The sequence below is a fragment of the Candidatus Protochlamydia naegleriophila genome (assembly GCF_001499655.1).
GTDB classification, from domain to species: domain Bacteria; phylum Chlamydiota; class Chlamydiia; order Chlamydiales; family Parachlamydiaceae; genus Protochlamydia; species Protochlamydia naegleriophila.
Map to the genome: position 1 here is coordinate 2,867,007 of NZ_LN879502.1, position 18,084 is coordinate 2,885,090.

General features: G+C 42.7%; 16 protein-coding genes. 6 read left to right on the forward strand and 10 right to left on the reverse strand.

Features of this window, described 5'->3' with window-relative positions; genetic code table 11:
* Positions 1 to 183: 183 nt before the first annotated feature.
* Entirely contained in the window at positions 184 to 1,377 is a 1,194-nt protein-coding gene (locus tag PNK_RS12130; RefSeq protein WP_032124679.1) for an aminoglycoside phosphotransferase family protein, read from the forward strand.
* Positions 1,378 to 1,444: 67 nt separating this feature from the next.
* On the opposite strand, the gene PNK_RS12135 is transcribed toward PNK_RS12130, so the two are convergent.
* Positions 1,445 to 1,735, reverse strand: a complete 291-nt coding sequence (locus PNK_RS12135) for a hypothetical protein (protein ID WP_032124680.1) — start codon at positions 1,733 to 1,735, stop codon at positions 1,445 to 1,447.
* Positions 1,736 to 2,116: 381 nt separating this feature from the next.
* Between PNK_RS12135 and PNK_RS12140 the strand changes: the two genes are divergently transcribed.
* The gene (locus tag PNK_RS12140; RefSeq protein WP_032124681.1) at positions 2,117 to 4,093 is read left to right on the forward strand and encodes an IPT/TIG domain-containing protein; all 1,977 of its coding nucleotides are present in this window, start codon (positions 2,117 to 2,119) and stop codon (positions 4,091 to 4,093) included.
* Positions 4,094 to 4,382: 289 nt separating this feature from the next.
* On the opposite strand, the gene PNK_RS12145 is transcribed toward PNK_RS12140, so the two are convergent.
* Entirely contained in the window at positions 4,383 to 4,745 is a 363-nt protein-coding gene (locus PNK_RS12145; RefSeq protein WP_032124682.1) for a nuclear transport factor 2 family protein, read from the reverse strand.
* Between the two features lie 56 nt (positions 4,746 to 4,801).
* Between PNK_RS12145 and PNK_RS12150 the strand changes: the two genes are divergently transcribed.
* From PNK_RS12150 to PNK_RS12160, 3 genes are all read left to right on the forward strand, one after another.
* A complete protein-coding gene (locus PNK_RS12150) occupies positions 4,802 to 5,434 on the forward strand; it encodes a TetR/AcrR family transcriptional regulator (RefSeq protein WP_032124683.1) in 633 nt (210 codons plus the stop codon).
* Positions 5,435 to 5,662: 228 nt separating this feature from the next.
* Positions 5,663 to 6,151: a GNAT family N-acetyltransferase gene (locus PNK_RS12155; RefSeq protein WP_032124684.1), complete on the forward strand. Its 489-nt coding sequence runs from the start codon at positions 5,663 to 5,665 to the stop codon at positions 6,149 to 6,151.
* A gap of 18 nt (positions 6,152 to 6,169) precedes the next feature.
* Positions 6,170 to 6,688, forward strand: coding sequence for a GrpB family protein (locus PNK_RS12160; protein WP_079992930.1), 519 nt, complete (start codon positions 6,170 to 6,172; stop codon positions 6,686 to 6,688).
* A 73-nt stretch (positions 6,689 to 6,761) separates the two neighbouring features.
* Here the strand turns inward: PNK_RS12160 and PNK_RS12165 are convergent, their stop codons facing one another.
* The 5 genes from PNK_RS12165 to PNK_RS12185 form a co-directional block, all read right to left on the reverse strand.
* On the reverse strand, positions 6,762 to 7,187 hold the full coding sequence (locus tag PNK_RS12165) for an OsmC family protein (RefSeq protein WP_059062281.1): 426 nt from the start codon (positions 7,185 to 7,187) through the stop codon (positions 6,762 to 6,764).
* 173 nt (positions 7,188 to 7,360) lie between these two features.
* Positions 7,361 to 9,259 (reverse strand): ankyrin repeat domain-containing protein, encoded by a 1,899-nt coding sequence (locus PNK_RS12170; RefSeq protein WP_032124687.1) that lies wholly within the window; start codon positions 9,257 to 9,259, stop codon positions 7,361 to 7,363.
* Between the two features lie 214 nt (positions 9,260 to 9,473).
* Positions 9,474 to 11,213: an ankyrin repeat domain-containing protein gene (locus PNK_RS12175; RefSeq protein ID WP_059062283.1), complete on the reverse strand. Its 1,740-nt coding sequence runs from the start codon at positions 11,211 to 11,213 to the stop codon at positions 9,474 to 9,476.
* A 220-nt stretch (positions 11,214 to 11,433) separates the two neighbouring features.
* Entirely contained in the window at positions 11,434 to 12,123 is a 690-nt protein-coding gene (locus tag PNK_RS12180) for an MgtC/SapB family protein (RefSeq protein WP_032124689.1), read from the reverse strand.
* 111 nt (positions 12,124 to 12,234) lie between these two features.
* Positions 12,235 to 13,683 (reverse strand): AlkA N-terminal domain-containing protein, encoded by a 1,449-nt coding sequence (locus PNK_RS12185; protein ID WP_032124690.1) that lies wholly within the window; start codon positions 13,681 to 13,683, stop codon positions 12,235 to 12,237.
* A gap of 211 nt (positions 13,684 to 13,894) precedes the next feature.
* Between PNK_RS12185 and PNK_RS12190 the strand changes: the two genes are divergently transcribed.
* On the forward strand, positions 13,895 to 14,440 hold the full coding sequence (locus PNK_RS12190) for a methylated-DNA--[protein]-cysteine S-methyltransferase (protein WP_051981794.1): 546 nt from the start codon (positions 13,895 to 13,897) through the stop codon (positions 14,438 to 14,440).
* Here the strand turns inward: PNK_RS12190 and PNK_RS12195 are convergent.
* From PNK_RS12195 to PNK_RS12205, 3 genes are read right to left on the reverse strand one after another with little or no spacing between them, the layout of a single operon-like run.
* Positions 14,407 to 15,888 carry a high affinity choline transporter 1 gene (locus PNK_RS12195; protein WP_079992931.1) on the reverse strand — a complete coding sequence of 494 codons (1,482 nt, stop codon included), beginning with the start codon at positions 15,886 to 15,888 and terminating at the stop codon, positions 14,407 to 14,409. The genes PNK_RS12190 and PNK_RS12195 overlap by 34 nt on opposite strands.
* A 56-nt stretch (positions 15,889 to 15,944) precedes the next feature.
* Positions 15,945 to 17,090, reverse strand: coding sequence for a class I SAM-dependent RNA methyltransferase (locus PNK_RS12200; RefSeq protein WP_059062287.1), 1,146 nt, complete (start codon positions 17,088 to 17,090; stop codon positions 15,945 to 15,947).
* 9 nt (positions 17,091 to 17,099) lie between these two features.
* Positions 17,100 to 18,047, reverse strand: coding sequence for a J domain-containing protein (locus PNK_RS12205; protein WP_032124693.1), 948 nt, complete (start codon positions 18,045 to 18,047; stop codon positions 17,100 to 17,102).
* Positions 18,048 to 18,084: the final 37 nt, after the last annotated feature.

The following is an 18,084-nucleotide window of genomic DNA, read 5'->3' on the forward strand; positions in this document are numbered from 1 at the left end:
ATTGAATGCAATTGGAAAATACAGGAAAATACTTGCATGGGGTGCAAGGGGTCGGAATTTCAAATCTTCTCACCCAGATTCTTTTCTTACAAAAGCTTGACCGCTTTTCTTAAGTTCTTCTTTTTCTCCGAATGGTGGATGATACACAGTATCATAGGTGCGCAAACAATATAGAGGAAGCAGATGAATAGTAATCTTTTCCCCATTAGCAGTTCTTCATATATAAGTCGTTTCTTACTTTTTGCTACTTCTCACCTTTATTCTAGCAAAACAAAAATCACTGCAGGAATAGCATTTGGAGCTTTTTTGTTGCTGGCTGCAACTTACCATTTTGCTAGACGAAAAAAATATGCGACTTCAATAGTGAATGTGGACGAATGCATCAAACAAATGTTGCCCCGAGGTGAAAGCATTCAAAAAATTGAAAAAGTAGAAGGGGGCTTCTCTAACAATCTTTGGCGAATTGATACAGAGACAAGGTCCTATATACTTCGCTCACCAAAACAGAAAAACAAACCATCTGATTTCATACAAATTCTTGAAACATCCAAAAAGGCATTTACATGCAGCATATCTCCACAGATTTTAGGCGAAGACAGAAATAATCAGCATATGCTTTTAGAATATATTGAACACGTGCCCTGGCCCGCTTACGAAGAGAATTTCCAACCTTATAAAGCAACAATGAAAGCATTGAAATGCTTTCACGAGAATATGCAACCCTATCTTTCCACAGATAAAAAAATTCCTTATGCACCTTTTACGCTTATTTTTAATGAAAGCGAAGACCTTGAAAAATCATCAGACATGCCTATGCATTTTTCGATAGCATTAAAAAAAGTAAAAATTATCTATGAGCGATTAAAGCCATGGTTAAAGAATCATGCAACTCTTTGCCATGGTGATTTTCACAAAGGAAATGTCCTTCTATCCAAAGAAAGAAGGTTAACACCCTTTCTAATAGATTTTGACTCCATGTCAATTGGTGACCCTCTTTTTGATGTTGTTAAATTCTCCGTAGCGTTGCCTCAAAAATGCCGCATGGATATGCTATCTGAGTATGTTGGAGAGCGTCTTCCAACAAGACAAGAGCAGGCGCATTTTGAATTAATGGATCTTGCACTTCTTATGGTTATAGTAATCGTTCGCTTTAAATCAGCTCAATATACTCAGGGTCTTTCTCAAGAACGTCTAACTAAAGAAGAAATGGAAAAAATGTTGGATTCTAAAGAGGCCCTTCCTTCTTTTCTCATAATGCCTTTTGGTGATACTTCTCCCAAAGCAAGGCAAAAAGGTGCAGTTTATGCATTAGGGGAACTTTTAAAAAGATGCGAAGCATTGTCTTTTAACGAGGCGCTTGATAGCTTTAATGTTTGAAAAAAATAATTAATAGAAACTATCCAAATCGCACTGTAAGCTCTTCAAAAGGCAAGCGTAGCTCGATTCATTGTGCCTTTTGCTTTACCTGACTGTTCTGGAATTGTCCTAATATCTGCAATTCTCCTGCATTTTCAGGAGATTTCTTATTGAGAAGAATATTGATAATAGCCATCCCAGCTACTCTTTTTGAAAGGTTTGGAGGCAAGTTGAAATAGTAGTCTTTTTCGATAATTCGCCCCGACAATCCAGCTTTGTAATTGTCAAATCCCCACCAGCCTACACAATTCCTTAAAATCTTCGCGAATTGACTATTGATCTTACTATTCTTGCAGTTGTTTCTAAGAGCCGTTTGCATCCATGCTTCTTGTTTCCTTATCCTTTTCTTTGATGAAATAAGCAAAGGAATTGCCTCAAGAATTTTTTCTATTCATGCTGCTTAATCATGGGTTCAATCAATGGGCTATTTATCTGCATTTCATTCATCTCACAATTCGCAAAAAGGGCAAAAATGGCAAGAAGATCCTCTGCTACTAAACATTAAAGACTCTCTTTGTATTCATTACATTTTGGGCTTTCGCTTCATAGTTATTCAAGTATGCTTTTATATGCTTGCGATTCTAGATTAGAAATTTATTGACTCTACCAGTCTTATTTGCTTAACGTTGCAAAATATATAACCCCTCCATTTCCATTCTTTGAATGTTTCAATGGTTTTTCGACAGGCGATGAGGTCTCTATGGAATTTATTTGTCATTCTAATCTTTTGTCCAGCCGTTTCTTTAAATATTCTTTTTCCTTAGGCTGCTTTTTCGCCTGTTTTTTAGGAAAACTTATTGCCGCGACTATTTTTGTCGGCCCCCCTCCAGCCAGCATACAAGCAGCTATTAATAGCGCTAACTCTGGAGATACGATTCAATTATCCACCGGCACCTATATTGAGCAAGTACAGGTTATTTCTAAAAGTTTGAATATCGCCGGCACAGGCCGAAATAGTACCATTATTCAATCGCCAGGACCCGCTACACCACTGACTCAATTTTTTAATAGCGGACCTAACATTTGGTGCGTACTGATGGTTAACAATCTAGCAGCGCCATCTCCTCAGACTGTCAATATTAAGGATTTAACGGTTGACGGAGATCATCAGCAAGATACGGCGACCCTGCCCCCTCCTTCAACGGGCCAATATGGATTTTCAAATAGATTTTTTGCTATTGGCTATCACAATGCCGGAGGTACGATCCAAAATGTTCACACAACCAATACGAGGAATTCAACCAATTTCGGACAACTGGCAGGAGGCGGGATTGTTAATATAGTTGATAGTGGAACTGCGCTATTCAATGTCGATAACTGCCTCGTCGATTTTTATCAAAGAAATGGGATTGTTTGCATGGGGCCTAATTTAACGGCCAATATCTCTAATACAACGGTTAATCGTGGATATGTTCTGACACCCAATACTACCACAGCTACACCAAACGGCATTACATTTGGCGGTTCCGCTATCGGAAGCATTACAAATAATCTTGTGGAAAGTAATATTGCCACCGTCTTGGGAGCTTCATCCACAGCAATTAATGTTCCCACCGCAGGCCCAAATGTCATGATTTCGGGAAACGTCATCAGTAATAATGATATTGGAATATTTGCTACTCAATGTGGGAATAATCTCACAATCCAAAACAATGCCTTAAGTTTTACCATCACTCCAGGAGTCAACTTTGCCGAAGGCATTATTGTTCGGGACACAAACGGGCTTACGACCCTAACTTCTAATGTGATGGACCTCCGCGATTTTAACATGGAACTCTTAACGATCAATGGAACAAATCAACCTTTTCAATTGATGAATAATCAATTTATAGGCGGTCAAACCGGTCTGCTTATCTATGGAAAGACAGGCACACCTTCTACCGGGCCGCTCATTACCATGAATGGAGATTCTTTCACAGGTACAAATGGATACTATATTCAGGAAATGACATCTCCTTATACAGCTCCAAATGATGTATGGCCATCTACGGCAACAGTTTCCTTTGATGGATTAATTTCTGGGCATATCACATTTGCCGAGTTCAATCAAATTTTAACAAAAATATTTGACCAACATAATGATCCTACCCTCGGGCTGGTTTTAGATTTTATTATTCCAGCATCACCCATTCTCACTAATATAAATCCAGCATTTGGTCCGCTTGTGGGGGGGAATACAATAACCATTAGTGGATCTGGCTTCATTAGCAGCAACACAGCTGTATATTTTGGGACGATAGCCGCAACGAATGTTGTAGTCATTTCCGATACTTCTATGACTGTAACCGTGCCGCCAGGAGTGGGGACAGTTGATGTCATAGTGGTCACACCATTTGGCGTTACACCGATAGTTTTTGCTGGTCAATACACTTACATAGAAACTGCACCCCCAGCTCCGCTTCCCCCCTCTCACTTTATCGGTCGGGTTAAGAAGAACAGATTTATAGATAAAACAGAGTATGTACTGAAAGCGCATTGGGATGCCAGCCCCTCTACCAACGTTATACTTTATCGGATTTATAAAAATGGGCATTTGATAGAGGAGATCTCAGCAAGACGTCAGCTCAAGTTCACAACTTATTTGGGTTCAAAAAATAAAGCTAAAAATTATCAAATTGTAGCTGTGAATTCAGACGACGTAGAAAGTGCCCCTGTTCCTATTAGAATAGTTCACTAAAATCGCTTTGCAGCTGAGATCATTAGCTATGCACACCTTCAACTTTGGTCATACTAGGGCTGCGTTGCGAATCATCCCCATGCCATTTAATGAGCCAGATGGGTTCTTAACCGATCCTCAAGACACAGAAATTGGCAAAATGTTATCCGGTGAATAGTAAAAAAGCATTCACCTTTGATCGACACAATCCTGATTGCTGACGCTCCGCGGTTAGTTGTTTACTTGAGTGAGCTTACAGATATTCGTAGTAGGATTGTGTTGTGATTTTTACAATCTAAACATTAACGAGCTATTTGACTGTTTGCATTTTTTCAAACGGGCGAGCATCGAAAAAAACTTCGATTTTGGTTATTATCTCACCTGGAAAGGTCATGAGCGCAGCCGTGCGAATGAGGCCCACCGGCTCTGGAAAATCAACGTCATACACAATCATGGCCTGATCCTCAGAACTAAATGTGGTACGTATCTTGAGACTCTTAAAAAGATTCGCAAAATGAGTCGTGGCTCCTAAAACAGCTTCTTTTCCAGTTGCCCTGCCAAACGGTCCTAGGAATTGAACATTAGGATGAAGATATTTTTCTAATGCCGATACATTCTTTCCAGCAAGGGCTGTATAGTAAGCTTCAATTGTGGCTGCATGATTCTGGCTCATAGATCCTCCTTTGGATTTTTGAGATTTAATATTAAATATAGTAAACTATACCCAATATGTCAAATCAAAAGAAAAGAGCTTACCGCTCAGAAGGACGCCTCGAACAAGCCATCAAAACTAGAGGACGCATCCTTACGGCTGCCAAACACCTCTTTGAGAGTGATGGCTTTGAATGCGTCACGATTGAAAAGCTGGCACATGCGGCCGACGTTTCTGCCCCTACGATCTATGCTCTTTTTCAATCGAAGCGTGGCGTCTTGCGCGCCCTATTGGATGAGGTGCTACCAGTCGAGCAATTTGAGGCTCTCGTAAATCAAGCGAAAGCAGAAAGGTCGCCGCAGCAAAGGCTGATGATTTCGGCTAAAATTGCCCGCCACATCTACGATGCGGAAAAAGCACAAATCGACCTTTTGCACAGTGCTTCTATGTTGGCTCCAGAATTCAAGGAGCTCGAAAAAGAAAGAGAGATGCGCCGCTACACACGTCAAGAAGAGACTATCAAGCAGATGATTAGTGAAAATTCGCTTCAAAAAGGGCTCACTCTTTCGAAGGCACGCGATATCTTGTGGGCTTTCACGGGGCGAGATCTCTACCGCATGTTAGTCATTGAACAAGCATGGACTTCGGACGATTATGAACAATGGCTCGGTCAATTGTTAATAAAAGCATTGGTTGGGAACGCTCTATAAAACATCCGCTTAGGGGATGCCATAATCCGCCTATTTGGCGGAGGATTGCTGCTGCCCTTTAAGCTTAATTGTGACAGCCTTGATGGCGCTCATCGCCATGAGCTACTACGCCTTGCGCCCTAAAAGCCGTTTTAGCTCCTGTTCTAACAAGGAGCAAATAATGACCAATTGAATAGAAAAGAGAGTTTTTTTAGTATAGTTCGATACTAGATTCTTTTTAGGTAAAAAATGGCTCAACCGATTCATGTCCGCAACTACCAACCCGAAGATGCGCAGGCTTTGGCGTGCATCTATTATCACACTATCCATACAATCAATATTCAGCACTATACGAAGGAACAAGTAGATGTATGGGCACCGCTAACCAGTTTAGAAGGCGAAGGATGGGCAAAAAAGTTCCTAAAAACTAATCCTTACGTTGCCGTCATCAACCAGGAAATCGTTGGCTTTGCCGAATTTGAGCCCGATGGCCACATCGACTGTTTTTATTGCCACCATAATTGGATCGGCAAAGGGGTTGGATCAGCCCTTATGCACCACATTTTTATAGAAGCCGAGCGCATTAAGGTAACTCGCCTATTTGCCGAAGTGAGCATTACCGCGAAGCCCTTCTTCGAAAAGCAAAGGTTTTCCACAATCTGTGAACAGAGTGTCATTAAAGATGGCGTCCAACTCACCAATTTTAAGATGGAAAAAATCCTTAATCCCATCATCTAAACAATTGCCGTTAAAATCATGAACAAGTACCTCTTCAAAGCTTATAGCCCGCTTTTCCCCACTCTCTTTCAAATGGAAAAGGAGAGGCTGATGCCCTACCTTAAAAATGCTTTAGCCATTGAACATGTCGGGAGCACCGCTATCCCAGGCCTTGGAGGAAAAGGAATCATCGATATCGCCGTTGCCGTCAAACAAACAGACATGGAAGCCGCCATCCCACTCTTGCAAAGCCTGGGCTACGAATTCCGGCCCACTTTCAGCACTCCAACGCGCGCCTATTTTGTCATTTTCTTGCCCGATCCAGAAGAAACGAAGAGGAGGTATCATCTCCACCTGACTTACCCAGAAAGCCCTGACTGGCACAACTTGATTGCCTTTAGGGACCATCTGTTAAACAATCCACAGGCCGTTCAAGATTATGCTGCCTTAAAGCAGCAGGCAGCCTTAGAAGCCAATCATGACGGTGAAAAATATCGGAAAATCAAAGAACCCATGTTTAAGGCAATCATTCGCAAACAAGAAAATGATTGCCGATAGCACGCATGTAAAGCCGCTTTACAACTGTCCATTAAAGCAGAGACCTTTCCTGGAAAGAAAGATCTCTAGACGTTTAAGAAGTCAATTGTGCTGAGACGCTGATTTCGGCTTTGAAAAGCTTGGAAACAGGACATCCAAGCTCAGCAGCTTTGACGGCAGCTTCAAATTTCGCCTTATCTGCATTCGGAATGCGAGCAATGAGATCCAGATGGCTTTTTGTGATCGTAAAGCCCCCTTCACTCTTCTCAATAGAGACAGTTGCCGTTGTTTCCAAACTATCGGGAGTCATGCCAACTTTGCCAAGTTCTGCAGAAAGAGCCATGGAGAAGCATCCAGCGTGGGCTGCAGCTAATAACTCTTCCGAATTGGTACCGATGCCATTTTCAAATCGAGTACTAAATGAATATTGAGTTTGCTTCAAGACTCGGCTTTCGGTTGAAATAGTGCCCTTACCGCCGGCCAGATTTCCCTGCCAAACAGCACTTGCTTTACGTTGCATAGCGCCTCCTAGTAATTTAAATTATGAATCTAATGAGGGGATATTCCCCCTCATTATCCAACTGGTTTGTTTAGACTTTTGAACATATCTATATGTCCCTGCCATGTTTTTTTACATGAGGATTAAAATTTGTCAATCAATCTGAACAAAAGATTTTTATCTTAGGGTAAAGACTAGCTCATGCTGTTATCGATCCGTCGTCTTTTTGGATAGCGTTGCAGCTCGAATAAATAGTTATAGACATCCGATTTCATATCTTTGACCAAATCGATAGGAGTGTGGCCATTGCCATCGGCACGTTTAATGCCCGCCTGCGTAGCCAGAGATTTAACGCAACTCAGGTACGATTCTTTGAGGATTGCCGTCAACATTTCATACTCCTCGAGGAGGGAAGCATCGATCATTTCATCAGACGCTTCGATTTCTTCTCCTCCCATCGATACTGCATTCAGATCAGTGCTTGCTTGATTTAAGCAGCTGTCAAAAAGCATATTTGGGGGCAATTCAAAATCGATTCGTTGATTCGTTTGTTCAAATATGAGGTCTGTTTCTTCCATTTCATTTTCAAAGAATCGAATGCATTCGTGTAAAAGAGTTGTGCCTTTGAGATCAAGATCCATCTGTCCACTCATTTGATGAATGAATGTCTCTATTTTGGGCAGTATTGCAGTGAAAGCATCCAGCTTCCCGGAGATGTCACAATTCTGCGAACTGTCGTATTCGAGATAGTCGAAAATGTGAGAAAAAAGGGTTTGTTGGAGATGACTTTCCGAACTCAAAAAAGAAAGAAGGTACCATTCGCTTTGAACAAGAATTTCTAAAAATAGGGGTGAACCCAAATCTGGATAGAATCCTTTGCGTACCATACACTCCAATACATCCAACTCATTATCATCATATTCATCAATATGATCATTTAGTATGAATGCGATTTGGCTCAATGCTTTGCCTCTCTCTTCAACCTTGACATGGTCTAAAAAGAAATCGAGCAGCTTTAAATTATTCTGCTCAACAGCCAAGATCAATGGAGAAGAGCGATCGTTATCCAAATCTAAAACAGAACATCCCTCATCAATCAAGGCTTTGAGAGTATCGTGGATAGGCTCATGCATATCTTCTCGGACCGATAAAGTAGAAAGGTGGTGTAAGACAGTCCGTCCATTATCATCTTTCACAGAACAGTCTCTTTCAGCAATCAGAGCTGCTATGACTTCCCAGTGCTGCCTTGTTGCCGCATGAAACAGCAGCTTCTTTGAATATTCTTCAAAATTATCTGGAGACAGTTGTTTCCAAACGGTCAAGCAATTTTGCGTATTTATAAAATTTAAATAGATGTAGTCCTTGTCGTTCGATAGCCACGAATAATTGCGCCAATGGGGGGCTGACTGATGAAAGATAGCATTGTTCTGCCTATTTGCTAAGATAACCGCTTCATGCAAAAACCATTGAGCTTTCAAGCGAGGAATCGACATGGAATGGAGGGGGGAGTTGGTGCAGTGAGCCATCAAGACACTATTGACCCGAGTAAAATAGGGGGCAAGAATCTGATAATTTTCGTAGGAAGTAGCGGCCCTCATCCAACGTTGTCCCTCCTCTTGGCCAACTCTTAAGCTATCCAGATTGAATGCCACACTTTGAATGAGAAAATTGCCAAGATAATGAGAGCAATGATTAAAAACCTGTTCTCTTTTTTTTTCGATAAGGAGAGTATTGAAAAAAGAGAAGCTTGCAATTTTTCTGATCGTATTAAGTTGAGCAACAGCGTCCGGAGCATTAATCTGCCTCAATCCTTGATCTAGTTCATGCAATCCAAGCAGCTTAAAGCGATGCATAAACAGTCTATAAGGAGAATAGCCTAAATGAGCGTAAGAAGTTATTGATTCTGCCCAGAGCTTTTTAAAAAGGTCATCCCATGCATGATTATAGGGATGTTGATTGATAAAGTGGCGCCAATCACGAGAAACACCTCCCAGTACATTCAAACTCGCCACACTCATATACCCTAGCATATGCCCATAGACCTCTACAGGAAAATTAAAGGTCGTAGATAAATTTAATTCTAAATTAGCCATGATTAATTTAACCTTATTTTTAAACTAAAAAACATTAAAAGGTGGTAATTCTATTTCAATAATTGATTTCTATCAATAATCAAAAAAACAAGGTATTGACGATTACATTATTTTCTTTAAATATTATATATAACATAAAACAAGAGAAAAGTGATTGAGTCGTAGATTCAGACAGGGTTTAGAGAGAGAGGCTTTCAACCTCTCAAAGATAAGATTACCTGACTCGTTTCTTGGGGTTAAGCCCATCGAATAGGTATTTGTAAACAGAACTGTCTCTGTCTAAAATCAAGTCCAAGGGAGCTTGTTGGTCGCCATTTAATAGGGTAAGATTTTTGGGTGTAGCGAGCAGCTTTACGCAAGTCAGATACGATTCTTCGAGCATTATTAAGAGTTGATCAGAGGTATCGTCAAAGTCGATATCTGCATTGAAAGCCATCTCCCTGGTTTCTTTGATCTCTTTTTCGAAGAAACCGATGCAGGCATGTAGAGGAGTTTTACCTTCCCGATGAATATAATCTACACCAAATCTTTCAATCATTTTAGCAATGAATTTTTCCATTCGAGGAAGAGTCGTACTAAAGTTTTTGCATCGGGATAAGATATCGCAACTTTGCGAACTGTCGTAAGCCATGAGAGTAAAGAGGTTATCGAAGATGTTTTCGAGTTCCACCTCAGAACTATGCTTGTAGCAAAATAAAAGGAGTTTCCATTCGCTCTGAAGCAACAGGCTGCGAAATAAGAGAGAATCGTAACCGAGAGGTAGTCCTTTTTGAACGATCAATTCTAGTACCTTCAAATCATATTCATCATATGATTCAGTGCGCTCATGGCATACCTCAACGATTTGCTCGATGGCCTCTTCCAAGTCCTCTTCCTCAAATCGATCTAAAAAGAAAGCCAATGCATCGAGAGAGCGGTACTTCATTGCTAACATTAAAGGGGAGTAGCCCTTTGCATCTTTTTGCAAAGGAGAGCATCCCTGCTCCATTAGCGCGTAAAGAACACCATAAAAAGTAGCGCTCTTTTCTGTAACATGGTGTTTACTTAAATAATGAAGAGCCGTTCTCAATTTCTGATCCTTCGCGGAGCAATTTCTTTCAAAAAGAAGAGGAATGATGGCTGTCCAACATCCTCTTTTAGCCGCCACAAACAAGAGCTCTCTCGTGTTGACTTCAAAAAAGGCGGGGGCCAATTCTTGCCAAATGGTCAAACAATTTTCGGTATTGATATAATCCCCCAAAGAATTGTTGGCCAACCAGCTAAAATCGCGCCGGTATTGCGTGTCGTGCAAGAAAAAAGCGTTATTCTGGTAATGAGCCAATAGAATGGCCTCTTTTAACAACCACTTAGCCTCCAAGCGGTCCAGGGAAATGGAAAGGGGAGTCTTTACAAAATGGACCACCAACGCTATATTGACTCGATTAATATGGGACTCTATCTCATTATACTGTCGATACACATGTTCAGTTGTCAACCACTCATTCGCTTCCCATTGACTAACGCCTAAATTAGCCAAATTCATCACAACAGGATTCGTATTAAAAAAATGAAGGGTAGCCGGACAGCGCTCCAAGATCTCCTCTCTTTTCTCTTGAATCAACCGGGTATTCAAAAAGACTGTACTGTTATTTTTCCTTATCATTCCAATCTGAGCGGCAATATGTGACACACCCAAAGGCGCTAAACGCTGGCAAAGAGAATCTAAACCAAGCAACTTAAAACGATGGGTGAAAAGTTGATAAGGCGAATGACCTGGAAAACTATGGGATGTAACTCTTTCACCCCAAAGCTTTAAATAAAGATTAGGCCACGCTCCATTCGTTGGATGTTCGACTAAATACTTCCAATCGCTGTTGAGACTTCTCAGCTTGGTTAGCGTCTCAACGTCTAAATACTCGCAAACAAGAGCATGATTCTCTGGAGGATAGTTAAAAATGTTTGATAAATTAAGCACATTAAACCTTATTAAATTATAATTAACAACCAATAAATGGTAATTCAATCATTTATTTAAAACAACAAACTAAAATTAATTAAGGGATCTGATTTTTTTTAAACATCTTTTGGCTGTTCTTAAAACTCATGCTGGATCAGTCGCTCTTTCGGCATTAACCAAAGACGAGTCGTAGGAAAGCTCAGCATTAACTGTTTGGAACTGCTTTTTTTATAAATTTTTATTCGACAGATTCTAATTTTTCGATTCCGGGAAGATTTTTAAAGGCGTCGAGAATGATTAAGGGATCGATGTCAGGACTCGACTTAAAATATAGGCGGATAATTTCTCGATTCTCTTCCACATCGACTTGAAAGTTGACCAGATAGAGGCGCAGGTTTAATTGAGTGAGGATCTCTTCTACGTTTTTGAGAGAGATAGTAGGTTTGACAGACAGCTTGATTTCTTTGGTGAATTTTCTTTTGAACAATATTTTTTCGAGCGGTTTTATGCCCGCCAGGACAATGAAAATCATGATGGTCATGCTAACGGCTGCCAGATAAAGACCGCCTCCAATGGAAAGGCCGACCGCGGCAACCGCCCACAAACTGGCGGCCGTGGTGAGTCCTTTAATCGTATTTTTCCAGAATAAAATCGTACCCGTTCCCAAAAATCCAATCCCGCTGACCACTTGAGCAGCGACACGTGAGGGGTCGAGAATGATCATCTGTTTTTGCAATACGTCTTGAAAACCATATTGGGAAACGATCATGATTAGCGTCGACCCCATGCACACCAACATATGCGTCCTGAGTCCGGCAAACCAGCTTGTCCGTTCTCTTTCGAGTCCAATCAAGCCACCTAAGATGGCTGCTAGCATGAGCCTTAACAGGACTTCGAAATGGGAAATCATGGTTAGATCGTGATTCATTTTCATTCCATTACAGTGTGTTTTCGAAAAAAGCAAAAAATTTGACAGCTTGTGTTTTTAACAAACAAGAACGCCTTCTTTCAATCAAAAAAATACAAAAAAGACTGAGTTTTACAGCAGCCACAGATAGAGCGTCGCGTAGCTGCGCCAAGGACGCCAAGCTTGAGATAAAATCTCTGCTTGCGAGGCTGATACCCCGCCTAATTTTTTGCGCAGCACAATGTCTTCTTTGGGAAAGGCGTCTGGCCATCGAAGGGCTCGCATAGCAATGTAATGAGCCGTCCACTTCCCTATTCCAGGCAGTGCAATCAATTGCTTGATCGTCTCTTCAGGATGCAAACCAGCCTCGATTTTTAAGCGATTGGAAGCCATCTCTTCTGCCAAAGTGATAATCGTTTTAGCGCGCGCTTGGATGATGCCAAGCGCCGTCAGTTCTTCGACTCTTAAAGAAGCCATCCGCTGCGGTGTTGGAGCCAATCGATACAACTCCGGATAAGGGGTTTCAATGCATTCTCCAAAGGCCTTTACGACACGTCCGCCAAACGTTGTGGCAGCCTTTACCGTGATCTGCTGACCCAATACAGCCCGAACAGCCAATTCAAACCCATCGAATGCCCCTGGAACGCGCAGCCCCGGATTTTTAGTCAAAGCCTCTGCCAACAAGGGATCCTGTCCGAGCTGAGTTGCAATGGAGTCCGGTCTTGCACTCAAGTCAAATAGATTGCGCAGTCTCCCCAGCAAGGCTGGAAGAACAGACAAGAGCGATTGAGAAACCTCGACATAGAGGGCATTTTTTTCAGGTGCATGGCGGACACAGACCCAGCCACGCTGTTGTCCGAGTTGAACCGTGCGCGCATAATTGCCATCCCAAATATATTCCACTCCTTTGAGCGAGCGGGCCTTTAAAAATGTTAAAAGAGCCTCCCAATCGAATGGAGGGCGATAGTTAAGCTGAAGGGTTATTGTCTCGGATGGTACTGGCTTTACGAATCGCTGTTTTATCCCTTTGCGAACACGGCTTGGAGGCATACCATATCGCTTGCTAAAGGCATCATTGAATCTTCGCAAACTTGAAAATCCGCTGGAAAAGGCGATTTCAGTAATTGATAGACTCGTTTCCGATAAAAGTTGCTTGGCTAACAATAAGCGACGGGTCAATAGAAGTTCCATGGGGGACACGCCAAATTCTTGCTGTATGATGCGCCGGATGTGACGGGAACTCAAATTGAAGTGGTGGGCAATTTCCTCAAGGCTCTCCTCTTCATCTAGCATCCCCTCTTTGAGGCGATGGATGATTAAATTTGCCAGACGATGGGCGTCATCGACAGGGGCATTTCCAGGCGCCAATTCAGGACGGCACCGTAGACACGGGCGAAAAGAAACCTTTTCAGCCGCCTCGGCGCTCTTAAAAAACCGGCAATTCTCCTCCTTGGGAGTCTTGGCTGGGCAAATCGGACGGCAATAAATGCCCGTCGAGGTCACACCGACATAAAAGACTCCATCGAAGCGAGGGTCGCGTGAACAATAGGCTTTGTAAAAAATCGGATTTGTTGTTTCCATGCATTGATTATACCCCACTAAAATAAAGCAATGCTAGCCATTTTCGGACATGTAACCAAGACTTAGATGTCCGAAAATGGCCAGCGTAAAAACTGACAAGGCAGGTATAGTAGATTAGAAAGCAGGATGGGAGGCTTAACCAGACTTGCTACCTACGGATGGCCAGGGTTGGAATCTGACAACCCTAGGTTTTAACAAGAGAGGAATAACTATGACCGGATCAAACAAAGAAAACATTCAATTTGCCATTGACGATTCATGGCTCGGATACGTCCTTGCCGCACAAAGCCCTAAAGGGCTCTGTGCCGTTTTGCTAGGCAATGAGCCCAACGAGCTTAAAAGCGAATTGCGCAGCCGCTTCCCCGAAGCAGAATTGATCGAAGGGAGCGATGCTGCCACAGCTCTACTAACCCAAGTAATCGGCTGCATCGAAGACCCTTCTAAATCATTAGACATGCCTTTTGATGAACGAGGAACCTCTTTTCAAAAAAGAGTTTGGAAAGCACTTAAGGAAATTCCTTGCGGATCCACCGTCAGCTATACCGAAATCGCTCAAAAAATCGGGTCTCCGCAAGCGGTTCGTGCAGTAGGAACCGCCTGCGGCGCTAATGCCTTAGCCATTGTAGTCCCCTGCCATCGAGTCGTTAGAAACGATGGATCGATCAACGGCTACCGCTGGGGCATCGAGCGGAAAAAGCGATTGCTCGAAAGAGAAAGTCTGTTTCATTCATCGGCCAGGAAAATGGGGACCGGATAATCTGTTCCACTTGGAAAAAGGTGTTCAAATTGCTCGATTCTTTTACCTGCGGCTTTTAAGCACGAGGTCAAAATATAGGCCCCCAATGATAACAAAGCACCAAATGCAGAAGCTGCAAACAGCAAGTCTTCTGACACTCCCCCGGTAGATTCGCTCAGCAAGATGAATCCAGCCCATCCAAGAACTCCAGAGATCATCGCCATCCAAGCCGAAGCAGCATTCGCCCCCTTCCAGAAAAGGGCAGCCGAAACAGGCACAAAAATTGCGACAAACAGGGTGGCTCCCGAATGAACCATCAAGATGAAAATGGACTGACCGCTAAAGGCCAGCATCAGGGCCACCAAGGCGATACCCACGTTGACAAAGCGCATGACGATGATTTTCTTTCTTTCCTCTTGCACCGGCCACACCTTTAAAACAATGTTGTGTGTAACAAGCGAGGTTCCCGCCAACAAATAACTATCTGCCGTGCTCATGATGGCTGAAAATAAACCGCAGGCAAAGAGGGTAAAGAGTAAAGGAGAGAAAAACTCTTTAGCGAGGAGGGGGATGAGATGCTCGGGTTTTTCCAAAACAGGATAGATTTCGCGGCCTGCAATTCCGATAAAAAGGGGAATGAGGCCTAAAAATACATAGCAAACAGCTCCCAAAATACCGCTATTTCGGGCAACTTTTTCAGATTTGCTCGCCAAAAATCGCTGCAGCAAGTCTTGTCCCATGATTCCACCAAGTCCCGTCAGGAAGAGGCGTCCTCCATAAGCTAGCCAGCTGAAGGAAGAGGATGGGTCTTGCGGAAAAACATTGCCAAACTCCTGCAATACATTATCAAAAACAACAGTATGATCAGGAACTCTATTCAAACAAATCGGGACAATGACAATCAAACCAATGCTCAACAAACTCAATTGAATAAAGTCTGTGAGCGTAACCGCCCACATTCCACCAGAAACCGTATAGAGGACGACGATTAAGGCTCCGATCACAACTCCGAACTCAAAACCTGACCCAGATACAATTTGAAAAATATACCCCATGGCCAGCATTTGCGAAGCAAGGGTTCCAACATAGAAAGGAAGGACCACTATGGTTGATACTCTCTCAAAAGCTCCTCCATAGACCTTGTGCAACAAATCGGATATTGTCAATAGGCGCATCCGCCTGAAAGGAGCAGCAAAGAAAAGCCCGCCAATCAGCAGTGCAAAGGCACACCCAAATGGGTCGGCCAAGACTCCATAGAAACCTTCCGAATATACTGTTCCTGTGACTCCCATCACAGAACCTGCTCCAAACCAAGTAGCCACGACTGTTGGAACAGCTAGATAGATGGGCAAGCTCCTTCCTGCAAGGAGATAGTCCTCTAGCGTTTTGACTCTTTTGCTGCCCATCGATCCAACGAAAGCCATAAGAACGAAATAACAGCCAATTCCAAGCATGAACATCCACGTCATACTCTATCACCGCACCATATTAAAAAATTAAAGGGAATTAAAGGGTGCATGGAAGATTACCTTATAAATCGAGCGAGTAATTCAATGTGATTGCTTCCTGGAAAAAAAGCATACCCATCTAAATCTTCCAATTTCCAGCCATCTAGAGCCAGTTGTTGACAGTTCTTCTTAAAAGATTCCCATCCACAGCTCACGTAAATCAATTGATTGACAGAAGAGTGTTTCAGCGAACCGATAAAAGCCTCGCTCAAACCTTTCCTCGGAGGATCGACGATGACGACATCGGCTGCTTGCATCAGACCCAGAGTTTCTTCATCAGATCCTGTATAAAAAGATATTTTGTCTGCCGCATCGGCGGGGAGCTTTGCCCGTGAAAGGGTAAAGCAGAGCTTGGCGTGAGGATTGACCTCCCCGCACTTTACCCAAGTGCACTTAGAAGCAATGAATAAACCGATCACCCCCACTCCAGCAAAAAACTCTGCAACCTTTGCCCCGTCAGGAACCCATTCTTTAATTTTCTGGAGAAGCTCTTCAAAAAGGGAAAGGTTGGCTTGTGCAAAATTGGCCGGTTGAAAGCATACAGAAACCTCTCCAAAACGCTCCCACACATATTCTTCACCCCATACAAGCTGCCAGCGGTTGCTAAAAATCGTGTTGGTTGCTCGGCAATTAAAGTTAATCCAAATGGAGTGAAAAAGGGAGGGATCGAAGGCTTGAGCCAGCTCTAGCAGTAAGGAAAACCAGCGTTGAGCCTGAGGAGAAGCATCGGCAATATTTAAGACAAAGACAACTTGTACTTTGCCCGTTGAACGTTCCACCACACATTGAAGATAGCGCAAATCACCGCTATTGTCTTTTTCTTGATACGGCATGAGAGCGTGATGCTTCATCCACTGCTCTATATAGTGAATGACCTGGTTGATTTTAATGTGATGGACTAAACAAAGGGGAATGGAAATGGCGTCATGAGTATGTTTTTTAAATAAGCCGATGATTGGATTGTCAGAAGAGCCGCGGACAGCCAGCTTAGCTCTACAGCGCCATCTTGTTGGCAATCCTTGATGGAGGCTGGGAACAACCTGACTCTTAAAGTTTTCGAGCACTTCAAGCCAAATAAGAGGCTCTTTTCCTAAATCCGTACTACATCCAGAGCACGCTTTAAAATGAGGACAGGAAGGGCTCTGGATGTAGATCGGTTTCATACTAGTTTATTAATGCTCGCTTAATGCTAAAAAGTTCTTACTTGTTTTAAAAACAGGCTCAGGTACATGCATCTGAGATAAATGAGCCGATTCATTAGCCGTCGATAAATCGATTCTGACGTCAGTCAGCTCTTGCATGCGTTGCAAGGCCCGATAATCTTGGTACAACTCAATGATTCGCCCAGCTTCTGCATCAGCCCCTTTCGCCCGGTTATGATCAGGATGCAGCTGGCGCACAAGATCAAAATACAGCTTTTTCACATCTTCCGCACAATGATGGCCTGTTGCAGCGACTTTCAAGTGCTCGCACAGAAGATTGTAATTGACTCGGGCGGCTTTTTCCAAAAATTCTTTTAAAAAGAGCTGCTTGGCCCCTTGTATTTGGCTCACAACCTGATCTGCATAGTGGCATGAATCACCAGGCCAAAGGATAGTTGTATAGATTTGCAGATCATACTTTCTAAAAAAATTTGCAAGCGAAGAAAAGATACTCAATATGCGACCTGATAGTCCAGAAAAATAACGCTCTGCCGTTCGTTCCTTCATCAGTTCGATTTGAATAGCCGGCTTCTCAAAAATCTGAAAAAATTCTTCGGCCCGCTCATGCAACTTTCCAGCCATCGCCAGCTGATTGAACTCCTCAAGATCCATTCCGCTCCCGCCTCCAATGTCCGCCGCACAAACGATCACATCCGTCAAATGCACGATCTCGGTAAACGACAACTTGCGCGGATTTAAAGCCTGATCATCCCAGCCTTTAGCACCTAAGGTGAAATAGTCCCCTTTTGCCAGCTCTTCCTTCTCTTCACTCCCCTCAAGGGCAAGCGACTCTTTTAAGCAACATTGATAAATGTACAATTCTGGCAGCTCACTTTGCTCAGGCTCACTCGCTTGCCTAGAAATCAACTGAAACCACAGGTCGATGTTCACATTTTGCATAGGTATCAAATTAATCATAAAATAACCTCGCAGTAAATTATTTTAATGTTTTTTA

What these genes read in the sequence shown, in the direction of transcription:
- PNK_RS12205 (WP_032124693.1), bottom strand. Translation starts at nt 18,047, where the DNA reads ATGATTAATTTGATACCTATGCAAAATGTGAACATCGACCTGTGGTTT.
- PNK_RS12145 (WP_032124682.1), bottom strand. Translation starts at nt 4,745, where the DNA reads ATGAGCCAGAATCATGCAGCCACAATTGAAGCTTACTATACAGCCCTT.
- PNK_RS12195 (WP_079992931.1), bottom strand. Translation starts at nt 15,888, where the DNA reads ATGACGTGGATGTTCATGCTTGGAATTGGCTGTTATTTCGTTCTTATG.
- PNK_RS12190 (WP_051981794.1), top strand. Translation starts at nt 13,895, where the DNA reads ATGACCGGATCAAACAAAGAAAACATTCAATTTGCCATTGACGATTCA.
- PNK_RS12140 (WP_032124681.1), top strand. Translation starts at nt 2,117, where the DNA reads ATGGAATTTATTTGTCATTCTAATCTTTTGTCCAGCCGTTTCTTTAAA.
- PNK_RS12185 (WP_032124690.1), bottom strand. Translation starts at nt 13,683, where the DNA reads ATGGAAACAACAAATCCGATTTTTTACAAAGCCTATTGTTCACGCGAC.
- PNK_RS12200 (WP_059062287.1), bottom strand. Translation starts at nt 17,090, where the DNA reads ATGAAACCGATCTACATCCAGAGCCCTTCCTGTCCTCATTTTAAAGCG.
- PNK_RS12135 (WP_032124680.1), bottom strand. Translation starts at nt 1,735, where the DNA reads ATGCAAACGGCTCTTAGAAACAACTGCAAGAATAGTAAGATCAATAGT.
- PNK_RS12180 (WP_032124689.1), bottom strand. Translation starts at nt 12,123, where the DNA reads ATGAATCACGATCTAACCATGATTTCCCATTTCGAAGTCCTGTTAAGG.
- PNK_RS12155 (WP_032124684.1), top strand. Translation starts at nt 5,663, where the DNA reads ATGGCTCAACCGATTCATGTCCGCAACTACCAACCCGAAGATGCGCAG.
- PNK_RS12160 (WP_079992930.1), top strand. Translation starts at nt 6,170, where the DNA reads ATGAACAAGTACCTCTTCAAAGCTTATAGCCCGCTTTTCCCCACTCTC.
- PNK_RS12150 (WP_032124683.1), top strand. Translation starts at nt 4,802, where the DNA reads ATGTCAAATCAAAAGAAAAGAGCTTACCGCTCAGAAGGACGCCTCGAA.
- PNK_RS12130 (WP_032124679.1), top strand. Translation starts at nt 184, where the DNA reads ATGAATAGTAATCTTTTCCCCATTAGCAGTTCTTCATATATAAGTCGT.
- PNK_RS12170 (WP_032124687.1), bottom strand. Translation starts at nt 9,259, where the DNA reads ATGGCTAATTTAGAATTAAATTTATCTACGACCTTTAATTTTCCTGTA.
- PNK_RS12165 (WP_059062281.1), bottom strand. Translation starts at nt 7,187, where the DNA reads ATGCAACGTAAAGCAAGTGCTGTTTGGCAGGGAAATCTGGCCGGCGGT.